The 19,319-nt window shown below is 61.5% G+C and carries 18 protein-coding genes; 5 read left to right on the top strand and 13 right to left on the bottom strand.

Annotated features, from left to right (window positions below):
* Window positions 1-32: 32 nt before the first annotated feature.
* The 8 genes from FS777_RS04615 to FS777_RS04650 form a co-directional block, all read right to left on the bottom strand.
* Window positions 33-926 (bottom strand): M23 family metallopeptidase, encoded by an 894-nt coding sequence (locus tag FS777_RS04615; RefSeq protein WP_145254106.1) that lies wholly within the window; start codon window positions 924-926, stop codon window positions 33-35.
* A gap of 110 nt (window positions 927-1,036) precedes the next feature.
* The gene (locus tag FS777_RS04620) at window positions 1,037-1,933 is read right to left on the bottom strand and encodes a response regulator (protein WP_058638815.1); all 897 of its coding nucleotides are present in this window, start codon (window positions 1,931-1,933) and stop codon (window positions 1,037-1,039) included.
* A gap of 163 nt (window positions 1,934-2,096) precedes the next feature.
* Window positions 2,097-2,867 carry a phosphate signaling complex protein PhoU gene (gene phoU / locus FS777_RS04625; RefSeq protein ID WP_058638814.1) on the bottom strand — a complete coding sequence of 257 codons (771 nt, stop codon included), beginning with the start codon at window positions 2,865-2,867 and terminating at the stop codon, window positions 2,097-2,099.
* A 107-nt stretch (window positions 2,868-2,974) separates the two neighbouring features.
* A complete protein-coding gene (pstB, locus tag FS777_RS04630; RefSeq protein ID WP_058638813.1) occupies window positions 2,975-3,808 on the bottom strand; it encodes a phosphate ABC transporter ATP-binding protein PstB in 834 nt (277 codons plus the stop codon).
* 104 nt (window positions 3,809-3,912) lie between these two features.
* Window positions 3,913-5,529, bottom strand: a complete 1,617-nt coding sequence (pstA, locus tag FS777_RS04635) for a phosphate ABC transporter permease PstA (protein ID WP_178091247.1) — start codon at window positions 5,527-5,529, stop codon at window positions 3,913-3,915.
* A gap of 71 nt (window positions 5,530-5,600) precedes the next feature.
* Window positions 5,601-7,889: an ABC transporter permease subunit gene (locus FS777_RS04640; protein WP_145254109.1), complete on the bottom strand. Its 2,289-nt coding sequence runs from the start codon at window positions 7,887-7,889 to the stop codon at window positions 5,601-5,603.
* A 137-nt stretch (window positions 7,890-8,026) separates the two neighbouring features.
* Window positions 8,027-9,025 carry a phosphate ABC transporter substrate-binding protein PstS gene (locus FS777_RS04645; protein ID WP_023532412.1) on the bottom strand — a complete coding sequence of 333 codons (999 nt, stop codon included), beginning with the start codon at window positions 9,023-9,025 and terminating at the stop codon, window positions 8,027-8,029.
* Between the two features lie 159 nt (window positions 9,026-9,184).
* A complete protein-coding gene (locus FS777_RS04650) occupies window positions 9,185-10,474 on the bottom strand; it encodes an MFS transporter (protein ID WP_058638810.1) in 1,290 nt (429 codons plus the stop codon).
* A 353-nt stretch (window positions 10,475-10,827) separates the two neighbouring features.
* Between FS777_RS04650 and FS777_RS04655 the strand changes: the two genes are divergently transcribed.
* Both FS777_RS04655 and FS777_RS04660 read left to right on the top strand, forming a co-directional pair.
* Window positions 10,828-11,226 carry an acyl-CoA thioesterase gene (locus FS777_RS04655; protein WP_003253317.1) on the top strand — a complete coding sequence of 133 codons (399 nt, stop codon included), beginning with the start codon at window positions 10,828-10,830 and terminating at the stop codon, window positions 11,224-11,226.
* Between the two features lie 70 nt (window positions 11,227-11,296).
* Window positions 11,297-12,202 carry a D-hexose-6-phosphate mutarotase gene (locus FS777_RS04660; protein WP_078479361.1) on the top strand — a complete coding sequence of 302 codons (906 nt, stop codon included), beginning with the start codon at window positions 11,297-11,299 and terminating at the stop codon, window positions 12,200-12,202.
* Between the two features lie 13 nt (window positions 12,203-12,215).
* Here FS777_RS04660 and FS777_RS04665 read toward each other — a convergent pair whose 3' ends face one another.
* From FS777_RS04665 to purE, 4 genes are all read right to left on the bottom strand, one after another.
* A complete protein-coding gene (locus FS777_RS04665) occupies window positions 12,216-12,749 on the bottom strand; it encodes a DUF3299 domain-containing protein (protein ID WP_058638808.1) in 534 nt (177 codons plus the stop codon).
* Window positions 12,750-12,796: 47 nt separating this feature from the next.
* Window positions 12,797-13,042 (bottom strand): GlsB/YeaQ/YmgE family stress response membrane protein, encoded by a 246-nt coding sequence (locus FS777_RS04670; RefSeq protein ID WP_058602748.1) that lies wholly within the window; start codon window positions 13,040-13,042, stop codon window positions 12,797-12,799.
* 108 nt (window positions 13,043-13,150) lie between these two features.
* Window positions 13,151-14,233: a 5-(carboxyamino)imidazole ribonucleotide synthase gene (locus FS777_RS04675; RefSeq protein ID WP_078479362.1), complete on the bottom strand. Its 1,083-nt coding sequence runs from the start codon at window positions 14,231-14,233 to the stop codon at window positions 13,151-13,153.
* A 10-nt stretch (window positions 14,234-14,243) separates the two neighbouring features.
* Entirely contained in the window at window positions 14,244-14,735 is a 492-nt protein-coding gene (gene purE, locus FS777_RS04680; protein WP_058638806.1) for a 5-(carboxyamino)imidazole ribonucleotide mutase, read from the bottom strand.
* Between the two features lie 268 nt (window positions 14,736-15,003).
* On the opposite strand from purE, the gene FS777_RS04685 reads away from it, so the two are divergent.
* Window positions 15,004-15,630, top strand: coding sequence for a hypothetical protein (locus tag FS777_RS04685; RefSeq protein ID WP_058638805.1), 627 nt, complete (start codon window positions 15,004-15,006; stop codon window positions 15,628-15,630).
* Here the strand turns inward: FS777_RS04685 and FS777_RS04690 are convergent.
* Window positions 15,622-16,539, bottom strand: a complete 918-nt coding sequence (locus tag FS777_RS04690; RefSeq protein WP_058638804.1) for a LysR substrate-binding domain-containing protein — start codon at window positions 16,537-16,539, stop codon at window positions 15,622-15,624. The two genes, FS777_RS04685 and FS777_RS04690, sit on opposite strands and share 9 nt — an antisense overlap.
* A 182-nt stretch (window positions 16,540-16,721) precedes the next feature.
* Between FS777_RS04690 and aspA the strand changes: the two genes are divergently transcribed.
* Together aspA and FS777_RS04700 are read left to right on the top strand one after the other, a co-directional pair.
* Window positions 16,722-18,146 carry an aspartate ammonia-lyase gene (aspA, locus tag FS777_RS04695; RefSeq protein WP_058602745.1) on the top strand — a complete coding sequence of 475 codons (1,425 nt, stop codon included), beginning with the start codon at window positions 16,722-16,724 and terminating at the stop codon, window positions 18,144-18,146.
* Between the two features lie 177 nt (window positions 18,147-18,323).
* Window positions 18,324-19,316 carry an AraC family transcriptional regulator gene (locus FS777_RS04700; protein WP_058638803.1) on the top strand — a complete coding sequence of 331 codons (993 nt, stop codon included), beginning with the start codon at window positions 18,324-18,326 and terminating at the stop codon, window positions 19,314-19,316.
* Window positions 19,317-19,319: the final 3 nt, after the last annotated feature.

Here is a 19,319-nt window from a genome sequence, read left to right on the forward strand (position 1 = left end):
CACATCGACGCCCTGCCCCGATCAAGCCCTGATCAGGGGTTGCCTGCGGTGTAGTCGGGCAACCCACTGATCGGCCGGTCGAACCGATAGGGAATCGACTCAAGCGCCAGCCCCACATTGCGCTGAACCACGAAGTGCAGATGGGGCCCGGTGCTGTTGCCGGTGTTGCCCGACTTGGCCAACACCTGCCCTTGGCGCACACGCTGCCCGGACGCGACCACGATCGACCCGCGCATCAAGTGCAGGTACACCCCCATGGTGCCGTCAGGGTGCAGAATGCGGACAAAGTTGCCCGAGGGATTGTCCCCTCGCCCGCTCTGCTCGCTGCGCGTGCTCACCACTACCCCTTCGCGTGCCGCCACGATAGTGGTGCCCTCGGGCATGGCGATATCCATTGCATAGCGCCCCTTGGGCCCGAAGTGGCTGAACCTGCCATTGGGCCCTTGGCTCACACGAAACGGCCCACCTACCCATGGAAACGCATAGCGATAACCTTGTGGGCGCTTGCCGGGGTCGCCCATGGCCTGCAGCAGTGTGGAGCGGTAGTTGAGCAGCTTGCCTGGCTGGCCCCGGACGATGCTGAGCACTTGGGTCGAACGCGGCGGCAACAGACGCCGCACGGTCCGCGGCGCGTCACCACCCTGCGCGTTAACCAGGTTATCCAGGCGCAGTTCCACCTGCACGGCGACCGGCAGTTCGTTGCGGGCCGAGAAGCTCACGCCGCCCTGGAACAAGATCGCGTTGAGACGCACATCGTGTTCGTTGATCTCCACGGTGGACTCATCCACGACCGTGGGCTTGATGCCCGGGCCGGGTCGCTGCGCATAGGACACCCTTCCCGTTTCATCGGTGACTGGGTGCAGCGTCACGCCCAGGCTAGAGGCGCTGACCAGGGTTAACGCACATAGCAGCAGGCGTGAATGCATGATGGTGGCTTTTTGACAGTGAAGGACCTGTCCAAGCCTAGCAGCAGACACCCTGGTCACCATGGCAGTTGGTCGGATGCTGCTGGCCAGCTCAATGTTGCGGCGGCCCGTCAGGCCCCTGGCGTGAAATGCTTCTGGGCAGTGCCGCGGGCGATCAGGCGGGACAGGTAGTCCAGCTTCTGGGCGTCTTGATCGACGAACTTGAACGTCAATTGCAGCCAGTCGCTGTCAGGCTTGGGCTCGAAGGCCGCCACCGCGTGCAAGTAACCATTCAAACGCGCGATTTCCGCGTTCTCGCCCTGCTCCAGGTTCAGCACGGCGCCTTCGAGCACTTGCGGCAGTGTCTCACTGCGCCGTACGACCAGCAGGGCTTCCTTCAAGCTCAAGGCCTTGATCACGCAGGCTTGCATGCCGCTCGCCAAACGCAGCTGGCCCTGGCCGCGACCGCTGGGTGCGGGTGTCGCTGCGCTGGACTTGGCAGGGGTGGCGGCCGCCTTGGCAGGCACAGGTGCTGGCGCAGCTACCTTGACGGCTTCTGGCCGTCCAGCGGTCAGGGCGTTGAGCGAGTCGTTGGCGAACGCGGCATTAGCCCGCGCAGGCCCTGGGCTCATCAAGCTGTCGAGCTTGCCGATCTTGGCCAGGGCCTTCTTGACCTTGGTCAGCAACTGCTCGTTGGTGAACGGCTTGCCGACGAAGTCCGACACGCCGGCCTGAATCGCCTGGATGACATTTTCCTTGTCGCCACGGCTGGTCACCATGATGAACTGAAGGCCCTTGAGCTCAGGTTGCTGACGGCACCAGGTGAGCAGCTCCAAGCCCGACATTTCTGGCATTTCCCAGTCGCACAGCACCAGGTCGAACGCCTCTTTGCCCAACAGGGTCATGGCCTTGCGACCGTTTACGGCGTCATCCACGGTCATGCCCGGGAACGCGTTGCGCAGGCACTTACGGATCAGGTCACGGATAAATGGCGCGTCATCCACCACCAGCACATTCACTTTACTCATCGATACTCCTTCTGAACCCGACTAGCCTACTGCCATTTGCTGGCCACTTGCCACCGCCTGTGTCACGCCGGGTCGTCTACAGCCGGTCGATGGTCTCTGGCACCTCCAGGCGTACTAACGAAAACGCCCGGCACAAGCCGGGCGTCGATGCTCGGAGAGAACTTTATTTATCGCCCGCTTCGGCTGGAACATTAGGTATTTCACCCTCGGCATTGGCGCGACCCTGCACCTCCGCTGTCATGCGCTTGAGGCCCATGTGGCGTACATCGGTGCCGCGCACCAGGTAGATCACCAGTTCGGAGATGTTGCGTGCATGGTCGCCGATCCGCTCCAGCGAACGCAGGACCCAAATCACACTTAGCACACGGGAGATCGAACGGGGATCTTCCATCATGTAGGTCACCAGTTCACGCAAGGCTGTCTTGTACTCACGGTCGATGGTCTTGTCGTATTGAGCCACTGACAAGGCCAGGTCGGCATCGAAGCGGGCGAAGGCGTCGAGTGCATCGCGCACCATGTTGCGCACCTGATCGCCGATGTGCCGCACCTCCACATAGCCCCGCGGCGATTCACCCTCCTCGCAGAGCTGGATGGCCCGCCGGGCGATCTTGGTCGACTCGTCGCCGATACGCTCGAGGTCAATCACCGACTTGGAAATACTGATGATCAGCCGCAGGTCCGATGCTGCCGGCTGGCGACGCGCCAGAATACGCAGGCATTCCTCGTCGATGTTGCGCTCCATCTGGTTGATCTGCTCGTCGACCTCGCGCACCTGCTGAGCCAGGCCGGAATCGGCCTCGATCAGCGCAGTGACCGCATCGTTGACCTGTTTCTCGACCAGCCCGCCCATGGCCAGCAGGTGGCTGCGTACCTCTTCGAGCTCGGCGTTGAACTGCTGGGAAATATGATGCGTCAGGCTTTCTTTGTTGATCATGCTGTGGCTCCGCGAAGCTGCTGGCTGCGAGCTTCAAGTCGTTCGAGGCGTGCCCCTGCGCTGCGCCGAGTGCCTTCACGCGGCGAGCAGCAGTGCGCGGTGTTTCTTCAGCCGTACCGGCCAGTGATGTAGTCTTCTGTCTGCTTCTTGGCGGGGTTGGTGAACAGGGTATCGGTGTCACCGAATTCCACCAGTTTGCCCATGTACATGAAGGCGGTGTAGTCCGATACGCGGGCCGCCTGCTGCATGTTGTGGGTCACGATGACGATGGTGAACTTGGTTTTCAATTCGTAGATGAGCTCTTCGACCTTGAGCGTGGAAATCGGGTCCAGCGCCGAGCAAGGCTCGTCCAGCAACAGTACCTCGGGCTCGACCGCAATGGTGCGGGCGATGACCAGGCGCTGCTGCTGCCCACCGGACAGGCCCAGCGCCGACTCGTGCAGACGGTCCTTGACCTCGTCCCACAGCGCCGCACCCTTGAGGGCCCACTCGACGGCCTCGTCCAGGACACGTTTTTTGTTGATGCCCTGAATCCGCAGGCCATAGACCACGTTCTCGTAGATGGTCTTGGGGAAAGGGTTGGGTTTCTGGAACACCATGCCCACGCGGCGGCGCAGCTCGGCCACGTCCTCGCCCTTGCGGTAGATGTCATGCCCGTACAGGTTGACGGCGCCTTGCACACGACAGCCGTCGACCAGGTCGTTCATGCGGTTGAAGGTCCGCAGCAAGGTGGACTTGCCGCACCCGGAGGGGCCAATGAACGCCGTCACGCGCTGCTTGGGAATATTCATGCTGACATCGAACAGGGCCTGCTTGTCGCCGTAGAACAGGCTCAGCCCAGGCACTTCGATGGCGACCGTTTCCTCGGCCAGGCGCAGGCCCTGTTTGCTGCGGCCCAGCGCGGACATGTCGATGCCGTGGGTAGGCGGTTGTTGCTGCATGGTCTCACTCCATTGGGTGCTGCCGGCGTATGGCCGCCAGTGGCACGTTGGGACGAAGCGGCCGCTTCGCGTCGGCGACGCCGCTTGAACGTTCGACACCTGGCTCAGCTGTCGAGCGCCTTGTATTTCTCACGAAGGTGGTTACGGATCCACACGGCCGACAGGTTCAGTGTCGCGATGACCATCACCAGCAGCAATGCAGTGGCGTACACCAGTGGCCGTGCCGCCTCCACGTTCGGGCTCTGGAAGCCTACGTCGTAGATGTGAAAGCCCAGGTGCATGATCTTCTGATCCAGGTGCAGGTAGGGGTAATTGCCATCCACCGGCAGCGATGGCGCGAGCTTGACCACCCCCACCAGCATCAGCGGTGCGACTTCACCCGCAGCCCGGGCCACGGCCAGGATCATGCCGGTCATCATGGCCGGGCTGGCCATGGGCAGAACAATCTTCCACAGCGTTTCGGCCTTGGTGGCACCCAATGCCAGCGAGCCTTCGCGCAGGGTGCGCGGAATGCGCGCCAACCCCTCCTCGGTGGCCACGATCACTACCGGCACCGCCAACAATGCAAGGGTCAGTGACGCCCACAACAGGCCCGGCGTGCCCAGGGTGGGCGCCGGCAAGGCTTCGGCAAAGAACAGGCGGTCAATCGAGCCGCCCAGCACGTACACGAAGAAGCCCAAGCCGAAAACGCCGTAGACGATGGCCGGTACACCGGCAAGGTTGTTGACCGCGATGCGAATCAGGCGCGTCACCGGCCCCTGCCGGGCATACTCGCGCAAATAGACCGCTGCCAGCACGCCAAAGGGCGTGACGATCACGGCCATGATCAGGGTCATCATCACAGTGCCGAAGATAGCCGGGAATATACCGCCCTCTGTGTTGGCCTCACGCGGGTCGTCGCTGAGAAACTCCCACACCTTGGCAAAGTAAGCCCCCAGCTTGGCCAGGGTCGACATGCCGTTGGGCTGGAAGGCATGGACCACCTTGCTGAGGTTGATCTCGACTTCACGGCCATTGCCATCGCGCGCGACCAGCGTGTCGCGGGCAAAATCCCGGTGAAGCGTGGACAGGCGATCTTCGATGGCCGTGTAGCGGCTGTTGAGCTCGGCACGGTCAGCCTCGATATCAGCCTGGGCCGCAGCGTCCAGCTTGCCTTCGAGCTCGAGCTTGCGCGCCTGCAGGCGCAACCGCTCCAGGCCATGGTTGATGGCACCGATGTCTTTCTTCTCCAGCGCCTGCAGCGTCTTGTTGAGCTCGCTGGCCCGGGCCAGCCGCGCTTGCAGCTCACCCCAGGCCGCTGCTCCTTCTGCCACCACCCGGCCTTGTTCCTTGACGCTCACCAGGTAGCCATAGAAGTTGCCCCACTCGCGCCGTTCCAGGGCCATCAGCTGCTCGGGGCGCTGCTGATCGACGAGCCAGTCGCCCACGACCCAGGTGAAGTCGCTGCCATTGAGGTCCCGGTTTCCGACCTTGATCAATTCGCGTGTCATGAACTCCGGGCCCTGGTCGGGCACTGGCAAACCGGCGCCCTTGAGGCGCGCACGCGGCACTTCTTCCTGCTGTACCACTTCGCCGATGACCGTCTGCTGGGCCTGGCCCGGCACGGCGTAGCTGGCCTGAATCAAATCGGCCGGCCAGAAATGCCCCAGGCCGCGTACTGCGATCACAGCCAGCAGGCCAACGGTCATGATCACCGCCATGGCCACGGCGCCGCCGCTCATCCAGACACCGGGGGCACCGCTCTTGAACCAGCCTTTGAGGGAATCCTTTTTCACGGATCGCTACCTTTCTATCAAAGCGACGAGTATTTCTTGCGCAGACGCTGGCGAATCAGCTCGGCCAAGGTGTTCATGACGAAGGTGAACATCAGCAGCACCAACGCGGCGAGGAACAGCACCCGGTAGTGGCTGCCCCCAACTTCGGATTCCGGCATTTCCACCGCCACGTTGGCAGCCAGCGTGCGCATGCCTTCGAACAGGTTCATCTCCATCACCGGTGTGTTGCCGGTGGCCATCAGCACGATCATGGTTTCACCGACGGCCCGGCCCATGCCGATCATCAGCGCCGAGAAGATGCCGGGGCTGGCGGTCAGGATCACCACCCGGGTGAGGGTCTGCCAAGGTGTTGCCCCCAGCGCCAGGGAACCCAGCGTCAGGCTGCGCGGCACGCTGAAGACGGCGTCCTCGGCTATCGAGTAGATGTTGGGAATGACGGCAAAGCCCATCGCGATCCCGACCACCAGTGCATTGCGCTGGTCATAGGTGATACCCAGGTCATTGGTGATCCACAGGCGCATGTCGCCGCCAAAGAACCAGCTTTCAAGGTGTGGGCTCATGCCAAGGGCAAGCCAGCCGGTGAGCAGAATGACCGGGATCAGGATCGCCGCCTCCCAGCCATCCGGTACCCGCAGACGAATGGATTCAGGCAGCCGGCTCCAGGTGAACCCTGCCAGCAGGATGCCGACCGGCATGAGCAGGAAAAGGCTGAAGACCCCTGGCAGATGGCCTTCCAGGTACGGCGCCAGGAACAGCCCCGCGAAGAACCCCAGAATGACCGTGGGCATCGCCTCCATCAGTTCGATTACTGGCTTGACCTTGCGGCGCATGCCAGGGGCCATGAAGTAGGCCGTATAGATCGCGGCGGCAATGGCCAGCGGCGCGGCCAGGATCATGGCGTAGAAGGCCGCCTTGAGGGTACCGAACGTGAGGGGCGAAAGGCTCAGCTTGGGCTCGAAATCGGTATTGGACGCGGTCGACTGCCACACGTACTTGGGCGCGTCATAATTCTCGTACCACACCTTGCCCCACAGCGCGCTGAAGGACACTTCCGGATGGGGGTTGTGCAGCTTCAATGGCAACAACCTGCCGGGCTCTTCGATCATGATGCGGTTGGCGCGCGGTGACAGGGCAAGGATACCCGGGCCCTGGGCCACGGACTCGACCAGGAGGGTACGGTGCGCCGTGCTGTGGAAAACACCCAGCTTGCCTTCTGCGTCCAGGGCGATGAAGCCCTTGCGACGCTCCTCGGCGTCGATCTGCACGATGGGCGACGTGCCCAACTGGAAGGTACGAATCTGCTTGAAACGAGACTCCCCGTCCGGGTCACGGGCCATGAACCACTGGGCCAGCCCACCGTGCGAGTCACCGATGATCAGTGAAATGCCGCCTACCAGCTGGGCAGTGGCCGTCACTTCGGTATCGGCGCTCTGCGCCAGGGAATAGCGCCCGTTGAGGCTCTTGTCGCGCAGGCTGAACACGTCGGCAGTGGCGCGACCGTTGATCACGTACAGCCACTGCTGGCGCGGATCGATGAAGATGTTCTTCACCGTTTCGGTCATTTGCGGCAACTCGATACGGGTCTGCTCGGTGGTGACTTCGGCGGTCAGCATGTTTTCGCTGCGCGTCAACGCGAGGACCTGCAGGTGCGCGCCCGTAGAGCCTGCCAGCAACAACGTGTCGCCATTGACACTGGCGCTGACGTGCTCCAGCGCCCGCGCCTGCTCATCCAGCACGAAAGGCTGTTCGCCATAGGGGTAGTCGATGGCCGGCGTAATGGTTTTCTTGTTGCCGGGGTAGGTGATCTTGTAGGTATGGGTGAACACCAACGCCTGGCCATTGGACAACCCCAGCATCACCATCGGGCTGCCTGGCTGATCGATACCGATCGAAGACACCTGTACGCCGGCAGGGATGGGCAAGTCGACGCGTTCGAGCGCTGCGCCGGTCTTGGTATCGAAGAACAGCACCTGGCCCTTGTCCGAAACCCGCATGCCAACCAGGTTCTGCTCCTCGAGGGCGATCATCAACGGCTTGCCCGCCTCCTCTTTGAGCCAGGCAGGCTGCAATGCCTGCCTGCTGGTCAGCTCGGCGCCCTGGAACAACGGCAGTACCACGTACGCCAGGTAAAAGAAGATCAAGGTGATCGCAGCCAGCACTGCCAGCCCGCCTACCAGCACGTACCAGCGCGTCAGGCGGTCCTTGAGCGCACGCAGGCGGCGCTTGCGCTGCAACTGCGGGGTATTGAAATCGATGCGTGCAGGCTGGGAATCTTGGGTCATTGTGGAGTTGGCCAGATCATTCATGGGGCACACCCTAGCGGTCCCGTATGACAAAAACATGACAATGCAGTGACGCACGAAAGCCCGAAGCACAGTAAGGCTGGCCCCGGGCTGGGAGTGCTGAAGAGGCTAGCTCAACGGCTTGCCCCTGCAGGGTTCGATTACTGCTTGGCGACGTTGCCGGCGTGGGACAGGCCCAGGTCGGCCAGGGTCTTGTCGACGACTTTGGCAGGCAGCGGGATGTAGCCATCCTTGACGACCACCTGCTGGCCGGCCTGCGACAGTACCAGCTTCACGAATTCGGCCTCCAGCGGGGCCAGCGGCTTGTTCGGTGCCTTGTTGACGTAAACGTACAGGAAGCGCGAAAGCGGGTAGCTGCCGTTCAGGGCGTTGGTCTCGTTGTCCTCGACGAACTCGCCGCCGTCTTTCTTGGCCAGCGGCACGGTCCTGACGCTGGCCGTCTTGTAGCCGATGCCCGAGTAGCCAATGCCATTGAGCGACGAGCTGATGGACTGCACCACGGAGGCGGAACCGGGTTGCTCATTGACGTTGGGCTTGAAGTCCCCTTTGCACAGGGCTTCTTCCTTGAAGTACCCATAAGTGCCGGACACCGAGTTGCGGCCGAACAGCTGGATCGGCTTGTTGGCGAGGTCGCCGGTTACTCCGGCATCGCCCCAAGTCTTGATCTCGGCCTTGCCACCACACAAACGAGTCGAGGAGAAGATGGCATCGACCTGGGCCATGGTCAGGCCCTTGATCGGGTTGTCCTTGTGCACGAACACCGCCAGGGCGTCGACCGCAACCGGGATGGCGGTCGGTTTATAGCCGTACTTCTGCTCGAACGCCTGCAATTCGACGTCCTTCATCTTGCGGCTCATGGGGCCGAGGTTGGCGGTGCCTTCGGTCAGCGCCGGTGGCGCCGTGGAAGAGCCCGCTGCCTGAATCTGGATGTTGACGTTCGGGTATTCCTTTTTGTAAGCCTCGGCCCACAGGGTCATCAGGTTCGCGAGGGTATCGGAGCCGACGCTGGAGAGGTTGCCCGAAACACCCGTGGTCTTGGTGTAGGTCGGGATAGCAGGATCGACAGCGGCCACTGCGTTGGCGGTTGCAACGCCAGCGGCGGCAAAGGTAAGGGCCGCCATCAAACGCTTCAATTTCATGCCTTGCTCCTAGCTGGAATGGGGGTGCTGAGAGGGAACGGGGGCCAGTATCTGCAGCGCGCATGAACACGATATGACTTGATTGTGACAATTGGATGAAATGCCATCATCGTGTCGAAGCGCTGGCTGCAGGGAGCAAGTGTCAGTGGGCAAGGCGATTCAACGCTTTTTGGCGAGCAAGTACAGACCTACCGAAAAGCCGACCACGCACAGTACAGCCACATAGTAAGCAGGCGCCATGGGGCTGACTTTCAGAAGCCCGGTTACCGCCATCGGCGTCAGGCCGCCGAAGATGGCATAGGCGACGTTGTAGGAAAACGACAAGCCGCTGAAGCGCACCGCAGCCGGGAATGCCTTTACCATCACATAGGGCACTGCGCCGATCACACCCACGCACAAGCCGGTCACCGCATACAACGGGAACAACAGCTCCGGCCGCGTTGGCAAGCTGTGGTAGAACGCCCAGGAACTGACCAGCAACATCAGGCTACCGATGACGAACACACGGCCTGCACCGAAGCGATCGGCCAGGCTACCGGCGCCAATGCAACCCAGGCTCAACAGCACGATCGCCAGGCTGTTGGCCTTGAGCGAGTCGGTAGGGCTGATGTGATAGATGCTCTGCAGCAAGGCTGGTGTCATGAGGATCACCACCACGATGCCTGCCGACAACACCCAGGTCAGCAACATGGACAGCACGATGGGCCCGCGATGATCGCGCAGCACGGCCCGAAGCGGCAGCCCTTCGGCCAGGGCCTTGCGTTGCTGCATTTCTGCGAATACCGGGGTTTCATGCAGCCAACGGCGCAGGTAAACCGAAAACAGACCGAACACGCCGCCCAGCAGGAACGGGATTCGCCAGGCATAGCTGGCCACTTCTTCAGCGCTGTAGACGCTGTTGATCAAGGTCGCGACCAGCGAGCCCAGCAAAATACCGGCAGTCAAACCGGCAGTGAGCGTGCCGCAGGCATAACCGGTATTGCGCGCCGGCACATGCTCCGAGACGAATACCCAGGCGCCTGGCACTTCCCCGCCGATGGCCGCCCCCTGGATCACCCGCATCAACAGCAACAGGATCGGCGCCCACAGGCCAATCTGCGCGTAGGTCGGCAACAGGCCCATGATCAAGGTGGGCAGGGCCATCATGAAGATGCTCAGGGTGAACATCTTCTTGCGGCCCAGCAGGTCGCCAAAATGCGCCATGATGATGCCGCCCAGGGGCCGTGCCAGATAGCCTGCGGCGAAAATGCCGAACGTCTGCATCAACCGCAGCCACTCGGGCATGTCGGCCGGAAAGAACAGCTTGCCAACCACGGTGGCGAAGAACACAAAAATGATGAAGTCGTAGAACTCCAGCGCACCGCCCAGTGCAGATAGTGAAAGGGTCTTGTAGTCACTGCGGGTCAGCGGCCGCGGGGCCTGCTCGATACTGCTCGGCGCGGAAGTCATCACGGTTATTCTCTTTATAGGGCAAGGCCACACGGGATGCGGCTTGTTCAAGGCGAAGGCGAAGATAGCAAATTGCCGGACACGGCTGAAAGCGACACGCAATCCTTACCGACCTGCAAGAACGCATGGTCGTCGCTCGCGTAGATGCTCTATATACTGGCGTTTCGTACGAAATGTGTCCTGCTAGCGTGGGATATTGTGCGAAAACACCGGTCACTATACTCAGACGGTTTCGAAGCATTTCCCACGGCCGTCCCGTCATACGAATCGGCGTAGTATGTTGTCAGCTGAATCGTTTACCGGCCTAAGCGCCGCATCCAAGAAAAGCGTCACGGGTCAGAGGCCCCCACCGCATGATTGAGCTCGAACAAGAAGATCCAATTCCGCAGGGCGACCTTGCTCTGCAGATCACCGCACTGCCACGGGAAACAAACGGCTTTGGCGATATCTTCGGCGGCTGGCTGGTCGCCCAGATGGACCTGGCAGGTACCGCCATGGCCAGCCGTGTTGCCGGTGGCCGCGTTGCCACCGTGGCGATAGATCGCATGGCGTTTCTGGTACCGGTGGCCGTGGGCGCACAGTTGTCTTTCTATACGCAGACGCTGGAGATCGGACGCAGCTCCATCCAGATGATGGTCGAAGTATGGAGCGACGATCCACTGTCCAGCGAATGGCGCAAGGTGACCGAAGCCGTCTTCGTCTTCGTCGCCATCGATGGCAGCGGCCGTACCCGTTCCGTCCCTCGTCGCTGAGGCCTGCCGGCGGTAAACTCATTGCCTGCGACCGGGTCCAAGGCCCACTGGCAACTAATGAGATGACGCAATGGCCACCTTCCAGGTATCGACCGAGCAACATGGCGAGCTTCACTGCTGGCGTATCCGCAGCAGCTTCGCCGAACTACTGATCGCCCGCCAGGGTGCGCAGGTCCTCAGCTATCAGCGCACTGGCGAGCCGCCATTGCTCTGGTTGAGCGACGAGGCCATTTTCCGCCAGGGGAAGTCGGTTCGGGCAGGGGCGCCTGTGTGCTGGCCCTGGTTCGGCAACCTGCAGCGCAACCCCGAAACCGTGCAGTCCATGTACCACGCTGAACACGCGCCAGCCCATGGGCTTGTCCGGACGCGTGACTGGCAATTGCTGGGCGTTGAGGAAGTGGGCGAAAGCCTGCGGATCGAGTTCGAAATGGCCGAAGCGCAAGGTGGGTTGCCCGGGTGGCCGCACACTGTGGAGCTCAAGCTGGTGGTCGTGCTGGACGCGGCGTTGACGCTGCAACTGACCAGCCGCAACCTTGGCCATAGCCCGGTCACCCTCAGCCAGGCCTTGCACAGTTACTTTGCAGTCAGTGATGTGCGCCAGGCCGAGGTCCACGGTGTCGAAGGTTTGTCTTACATCGAAACCCTGTCCGACTGGCAACAGCGCCATCAGGAGGGCGCGCTGGTGTTTAGCGGCGAGACGGACCGGATCTATCTGAATACGCCGCAAACGTTGAGCATCGTCGACCCGTCCTGGGGCAGGCGGATCATCCTGACCAGCAGCCGATCCCGTTCAGCGGTGATCTGGAACCCCTGGACCGCACGGGCCAAGGAATTACCGGACATGGCCGATGACGGCTGGCAGCGCATGCTGTGCATCGAGACGGCGAACGTATGGGATGACGTGGTGCAGTTGCAGCCCGGGGCCAGCAGCTCGCTGGGGGTCAGGATCGATTGTGAAGTGATCTCAAAGGCCTAGTCCCACACACGCCTCAAAGATCGGCGTCCACCACTACCCGCACCTTCGCGGCGTCCAAGGCATAGGCCGCGTCGGCCAGGTCGTTGCTGACCTTTTCCACCTTCAGCGTGCCGCTGACCCACACCGGTGTGTAGATGTCATCGATCTTCAGCCCTTTTGGGTAGCGCACCAACACCAGCTGGTTAGGTGGTGGTGGCGGGACGTGGATGCACGCACCAGGGTAAGGCACCAGAAAGAACAGGGTGCTGTTGCCCTTTGCATCGCTTTCAAGCGGCACAGGGTAGCCGCCCAGGCGAATGTCCTTGCCGTTGAGGGCAGGCACGGTTTTGGTCGAGTACATGACCGCAGGCAACCCCTTGCTCTGCTTCAAGCCGCCTTTGGCGGTGAAGGTACCCATGGCTTCAGGGGAGTTGTGGTCGATTTCAGGCATCTGCTCGAGTGCCTTTTGGTCCGACTTGGGCATCAATTCCAGCCAGTCGGTCTCGGGCAGTTCGGCATGGGCCAGGGAACTGGCCGACAACAGGAGGGCAATGAAGAAGGCACGCATGGAATGCTCGGCAACTCGGGATGAATTGCCGGCATTCTAACCAGTATTCAGCGTTTCTTGATGAATCCGTAGATCACCAGGAGGATGATGGCGCCTACCAGTGCACCAAAGAAGCCGGCTGCCTGACCTGCCTGATAGATACCAAGCGCCTGACCGCCATAGGTGGCCAACAGCGAGCCAGCGATACCGAGCAGGATGGTCATGATCCAGCCCATGCTGTCGTCGCCCGGTTTGATGAAACGAGCCAGCAAGCCGACGATGAGGCCGATGAAAATGGTTCCGATGATACCCATGGCAATCCCCTTGCAGTAAAGATGGAACACGCCAAAGCCTAGGCTGCGCTTTGGCGTGTTGCCACTTCAGAGGGCCCGCCGGATGCAGAAGTTCGAATTGACGCTCGATCAGTTGCCGATCAGCGCCTGCACTTGCGCAATCTTGTGCTCGAGCGTGGTCATGTCCTGGCACCGCAATGTGGCATGTCCGACCTTGCGCCCGGCCTTGAACGCCTTGCCATAGTGGTGCAGGTGGCAGTCGTCGATGGCCACGACCTGCTCCACTGGGGGAACTTCACCGATGAAGTTGAGCATGGCGCTCTCGCCGACCTTGGCCGTGGAACCCAATGGCAAACCGGCGATGGCACGCACGTGGTTTTCGAACTGGCTGCACTCGGCGCCTTCGATGGTCCAGTGCCCGGAGTTGTGCACGCGCGGTGCAATTTCATTGGCCTTGAGCCCGCCGTCGACCTCGAAGAATTCGAACGCCATGACCCCGACATAATCGAGTTGTTGCAACACGCGACCGACGTAGTCTTCAGCCAGCGCTTGCAGCGGGTGCGCCTGACTGGCGACCGACAGGTGCAGGATGCCGCTATTGTGCGTGTTGTGCACCAGCGGGTAGAACCGTGTTTCGCCATCGCGGGCCCGGACAGCGACCAGCGATACTTCACCGGTAAAGGGTACGAAGCCTTCGAGCAGGCACGGCACGTTGCCCAGTTCGGCAAAGGTGCCTACCACGTCCTGCGCGGTGCGCAGGACTTTCTGGCCCTTGCCGTCGTAGCCCAACGTCCGGGTCTTGAGCACCGCTGGCAGACCGATGCTCGCCACTGCGGCGTCTAGGTCTGCCTGCGACAGGATGTCGGCGAACGCAGGGGTGGGGATCCCCAGGTCACGGAACATGCTTTTCTCGAACAAACGGTCGCGGGCGATGCGCAGGGCCTCGGCACTTGGGTACACCGGCACGAACTGCGAAAGAAAAGCCACGGTCTCGGCCGGAACGCTCTCGAACTCGAAGGTAACCAGGTCAACCTGGTCGGCCAGCTGGCGCAGCTGCTCCTGGTCGCTATAGCCTGCGCGCAGGTGCTCGCCCAGAGAGGCGGCACAGGCATCAGGCGCCGGGTCGAGGAAGGCGAAGTTCATGCCCAGCGGAGTACCCGCCAGTGCTAGCATGCGACCCAGCTGGCCGCCTCCGATTACACCGATTTTCATGGGTTGAACCTCAAGCCTGACGCGGATCTGGGTTATCCAGCACGGTGTCGGTCTGTTCCGTGCGGAACTGCTTCAACGCCGCGTGGTACTGAGGGTGCTTGGCGCCGAGGATGCTGGCCGACAACAGCGCGGCATTGATCGCGCCCGCGCGGCCGATGGCCAGCGTGGCAACCGGCACGCCGGCCGGCATCTGCACGATCGACAGCAGCGAATCAACACCTGAAAGCATCGACGACTGCACGGGCACGCCCAGCACCGGCAGGTGGGTCTTGGCCGCGCACATGCCAGGCAAGTGGGCCGCACCACCGGCACCGGCGATGATCACCTCGATGCCCCGGCCGTCAGCTTCTTCGGCGTACTGGAACAGCAGATCCGGCGTACGGTGGGCGGAAACCACCTTCACCTCGTAGGGAATGCCGAGTCTTTCCAGCATATCGGCGGTGTGGCTAAGGGTGGACCAATCGGACTTGGAGCCCATGATCACGCCAACCAGTGCACTCATCGTCGAGCCTCTCCTGCAAGCGCCTTCTGGCGCGCTAAAAGCAACAAGCCACGCAGGTGGACCGGCGTGGCTTGTCATACGGATTATGAATCGACCAGGTCGGCCGAAGGCGCAGGATTGTAGCGTATTCATGAAGGGAGCGCCCACCCCCATAAGCACATGCCGGATCAAAGGGCAAGCTGTCTCGCGGGACAAGTTTTTCCCGCTGCTGCCTGGGCGCTGCACGCTGAATGCTAGGGCCTTCAATCAATGACCCAGGCAGGTGCACATGACTATTCCACGCCTCTCAACGATCTCGCTTGCCCTTCTGTTCAGTGTGCAGGCATTGAACGCTTCGGCAGCCCGTTCACTGACCGTCAACGTCTATATTCATGACGACTTGGCCGACATGCAGGACGCTCAACTGCACAACGACTACTTTGAGCATTGGCTTAAGGAAATGCGCCGTTTTACCGATCACCCCATTGAAGTGATCTTTCAGCGAAACGTACCTCTTATCACCGATATTGCGTATGCAGGCATGCCGTCGTCGCAAATACTGGAAGTGTTTACCGACGGCATCCATGAAAAAACGCGGCATAGCCCTTTTTCATTCGTGGACAAACACCTGCTGCTAACCCGCGACAGTTACGATCGAAGCGGTTGGAACTACAACGCTGGACTTGCCTACACGAAGCAGAACACGGCTATCTCATCAATCGCCGCGTATGGCGCTCCCGCCCATGAAATCGGCCACATGCTGGGCGCTACCCACGAAGATGCCGAACTTAAGTTCAACGGCTGGGTATGCGAAACCTACACTCACCCACGGGTAACCGCTCGCTCGAACTGCTATCGCTACAGCGACAAGAACCGCGCAACCATCGCGGATTATCTGAAATACAATTCAAAATGATGCCTCGCCTTGGACGCTGGTCGACTCCAGTTTGCGCCACAGCAAGCGCACGTTGGCCTTGCGGACCAAGGCGCAGCGATACAGGCGAATTTCCAGCGGCACGTGCCACTGGCTGCCACCGCAGATCGCAAGTTCCCCACGCTCCAGTTCACCGCGCATGGACAGTCGCGGTACCCATGCCACCCCCATCCCCTCCAGGGCCATGCTCTTGAGGCTGTCAGCCATGGCGGTTTCATAGACGGTGGTGTAGCGCAGATTGCGCTGGCGCAGCAGCAGGTTCACCGAACGGCCAAGGAAGGCGCCGGCGCTGTAGGCCAACAATGGCACGCTGGTTTCACCCTCCAGGGTGAACAACGGTTTGCCTGCGGCATCCACGGCACAAACGGGCAACATCTCGGTGGTGCCCATGTGCAGCGAGGGAAAGATTTCGGCGTCCATCTGCAAGGCTGCATCAGGGTCGTAGAACGCTAGCATCAGGTCGCAGCCGCCTTCCCTCAAGGCATGCACTGCATCGCCGACGTTGGTGGCAACAAGCCGGGTGGCGATGTTCAGCCCATCGTTGCGCAGCTGGGCCACCCAGCGCGGGAAGAAGCCCGACGCGAGCGAGTGCGCGGCCGCCACTTGAATCACTTCGCCCTGGCCACCCTCGAGATGATGCAAATGGCGAAGAATTTCGCTCAGTTGGTCGACAACCGTACGGGCTGTTACCAAAAACAGCTGGCCCGCCTCTGTCAGCTCGATAGGGGTGCGGGAACGGTTGACCAGGGTAAGCCCCAAGGCTGCCTCCAGGCTACGAATCCGGCGGCTGAAGGCCGGCTGCGTCACGAAGCGCCGCTCCGCCGCCTGGGAAAAACTGCGGGTTGAGGCCAGGGCACTAAAGTCCTCCAGCCATTTGCTTTCAAGGTTCATTGGGCCGCTCCCCTGCCGTGCACCAAAATGGAACACGCTCGAAAATCAATCGGCGTCACATCTATCACTATGCCGTTTGTGCATAGGTTAGCGTGCAACAGCATTGGCCGCAAAAACACCTTAGGGCCTAGGATTGGCGCCATTCCGGCATGTGCCGGGTCAAACTCGAGATGATATTTATCATGTCCGCTGCTGCATCGTTCCGCGTCGAAAAAGATCTGTTGGGCACCCTTGAAGTTCCTGCCGATGCCTACTACGGCATCCAGACCCTGCGCGCTGCCAACAACTTTCACCTCTCTGGCGTCCCCCTGTCGCACTACCCCAAGCTGGTCGTGGCCTTGGCCATGGTCAAGCAGGCGGCTGCCGATGCCAACCGTGAGCTGGGCCACCTGAGCGATGCAAAGCACGCTGCCATCAGTGCAGCCTGCGCCCGTCTGATCAAGGGCGACTACCACGAGCAGTTCGTGGTCGACATGATTCAAGGGGGTGCCGGTACCTCCACCAATATGAACGCCAACGAAGTCATCGCCAACGTTGCGTTGGAGGCCATGGGTCACCAGAAGGGTGAATACCAGTACCTGCACCCCAACAACGATGTGAACATGGCGCAGTCGACCAACGACGCCTACCCCACCGCTATTCGCCTGGGCTTGCTGCTGGGCCACGACGCCCTGCTGGCCAGCCTCGACAGCCTGATCCAGGCCTTTGCTGCCAAAGGTAAAGAGTTCGACCACGTACTGAAGATGGGTCGTACCCAGCTGCAGGACGCCGTGCCGATGACTCTGGGCCAGGAATTCCGCGCCTTTGCCACCACCATGACCGAAGACCTCAACCGTCTGCGCTCGCTGGCACCTGAGCTGCTCACCGAGATCAACCTGGGTGGCACCGCGATTGGCACCGGCATCAACGCCGACCCGGGCTACCAAGCTCTGGCCGTACAGCGTCTGGCAACCATCAGTGGCCAGCCACTGGTACCGGCTGCCGACCTGATCGAAGCCACCTCCGACATGGGCGCCTTCGTACTGTTCTCCGGCATGCTCAAGCGCACCGCGGTCAAGTTGTCGAAGATCTGCAACGACCTGCGCCTGCTGTCCAGCGGCCCGCGTACCGGCATCAACGAGATCAACCTGCCGGCTCGTCAGCCAGGCAGCTCGATCATGCCAGGCAAGGTAAACCCGGTGATTCCTGAAGCCGTGAACCAAGTGGCCTTCGCCATCATGGGCAACGACCTGGCCCTGACCGTCGCGGCCGAAGGCGGCCAGCTTCAGTTGAACGTGATGGAGCCGTTGATCGCCTACAAGATCTTCGACTCGATTCGCCTGCTGCAACGCGCCATGGACATGCTGCGCGAGCATTGCATCGTCGGCATCACCGCCAACGAACAGCGCTGCCGTGAACTGGTCGAGCATTCGATTGGCCTGGTCACTGCCCTGAACCCTTATATCGGCTACGAAAACGCCACCCGTATCGCTCGCGTTGCCCTGGAAACCGGCCGCGGTGTGCTTGAACTGGTGCGCGAAGAGAAGCTGCTGGACGACGCGATGCTCGACGACATCCTGCGCCCGGAAAACATGATTGCCCCGCGTCTGGTTCCGCTCAAGGCCTGACCAGCACGTTGTAACCGTCTCACCAGGTCGAGGGACTAGACACCTCTCAACCTTTCCTAAGCCCGGGCGCATGCTTCGGGCTTTTTTTTGCCCGCCCGGTGCCGGTTGGCAGGCATTGACGGCACTCGGCATACAACTTGCTCGGTAATGCGTCCCAGACCTACGGGACCACCCAGCATGCTGCACAGCCACCTGACCACCCTCAACGCGGTTTCGCTGATTCTCAACGTCTTCCAGGCTCAAGGCTGCGAAGCCTCGGAGCTGCTGGCCGGGAGCGGCATAGGCCCAGCGGACCTTGGCCATGCCGATGCACGCATCACGACCCAGCAGGAACTGCAGGTCTGTGCCAATGCCGTGGCACGTCGGGAGGATATTGGCCTGGAGTTGGGCCAGCGCATGCGCGTGTCTTCCTACGGCATGCTGGGGTACGCGCTGCTGTCCAGTGCCACTTTGGGTGACGCCCTGAGCCTGGCATTGGAGTATCCGGCACTGCTGGGAACAGTTTTTACCTTGCGTCTGGTCGACGACGGCCACAGTGTCTGGCTCAGCGCCAGCGATTATCGGGACAGCCCTGCGCTCAGCGCTTTCAACGCCGAATTCTGCATGGTGTCGTTGAAGGTCATCTGCGACGACTTGCTAGGCCTCGATCTGCCGCTGCTCGGGGCTCGCTTCGAGCACCTGCGCCCGGATTACCACGCGTGCTACAGGCGCATGTTCCAGTGCCCGACCACCTTCGCCTCCCATGACAATGCCTTTGCCTTCGAGCGGCACTGGCTAGACGCGCCACTTCCCCTGGCCGACCCGATCACCCACAAGGCCATGAAAGAGCGATGCCGACGCCTGAACCTCGAGTTCACCGGCCGGCAGGCATGGCTGGGGCGCGTCCGCCAACTGCTTGTCAATCAACTGGAAGCGGCGCCGGGCCTGGAGGGCCTGGCACGGCAGATGAACTGCTCGTCCCGTACGCTTCGCCGTCATTTGCAGGCGCTGGGCAGCAGCTATCAGCAATTGCTCGATGAGTTGAAGTTCGAACGGGCCAAGGAACTGCTCGCCGACGGGCACATGCCGATCCACCGCATTGCCGAAACGCTTGGGTACAGCGAGACGGCCAGTTTCCGTCATGCCTTTGTGCGCTGGAGTGGCGTGGCGCCGACTCGGTTTCGTGGCTGACCC

Origin of the sequence: Pseudomonas sp. DE0157, from assembly GCF_007678615.1 — a bacterium.
Classification (GTDB): Bacteria; Pseudomonadota; Gammaproteobacteria; order Pseudomonadales; family Pseudomonadaceae; genus Aquipseudomonas; species Aquipseudomonas parafulva_B.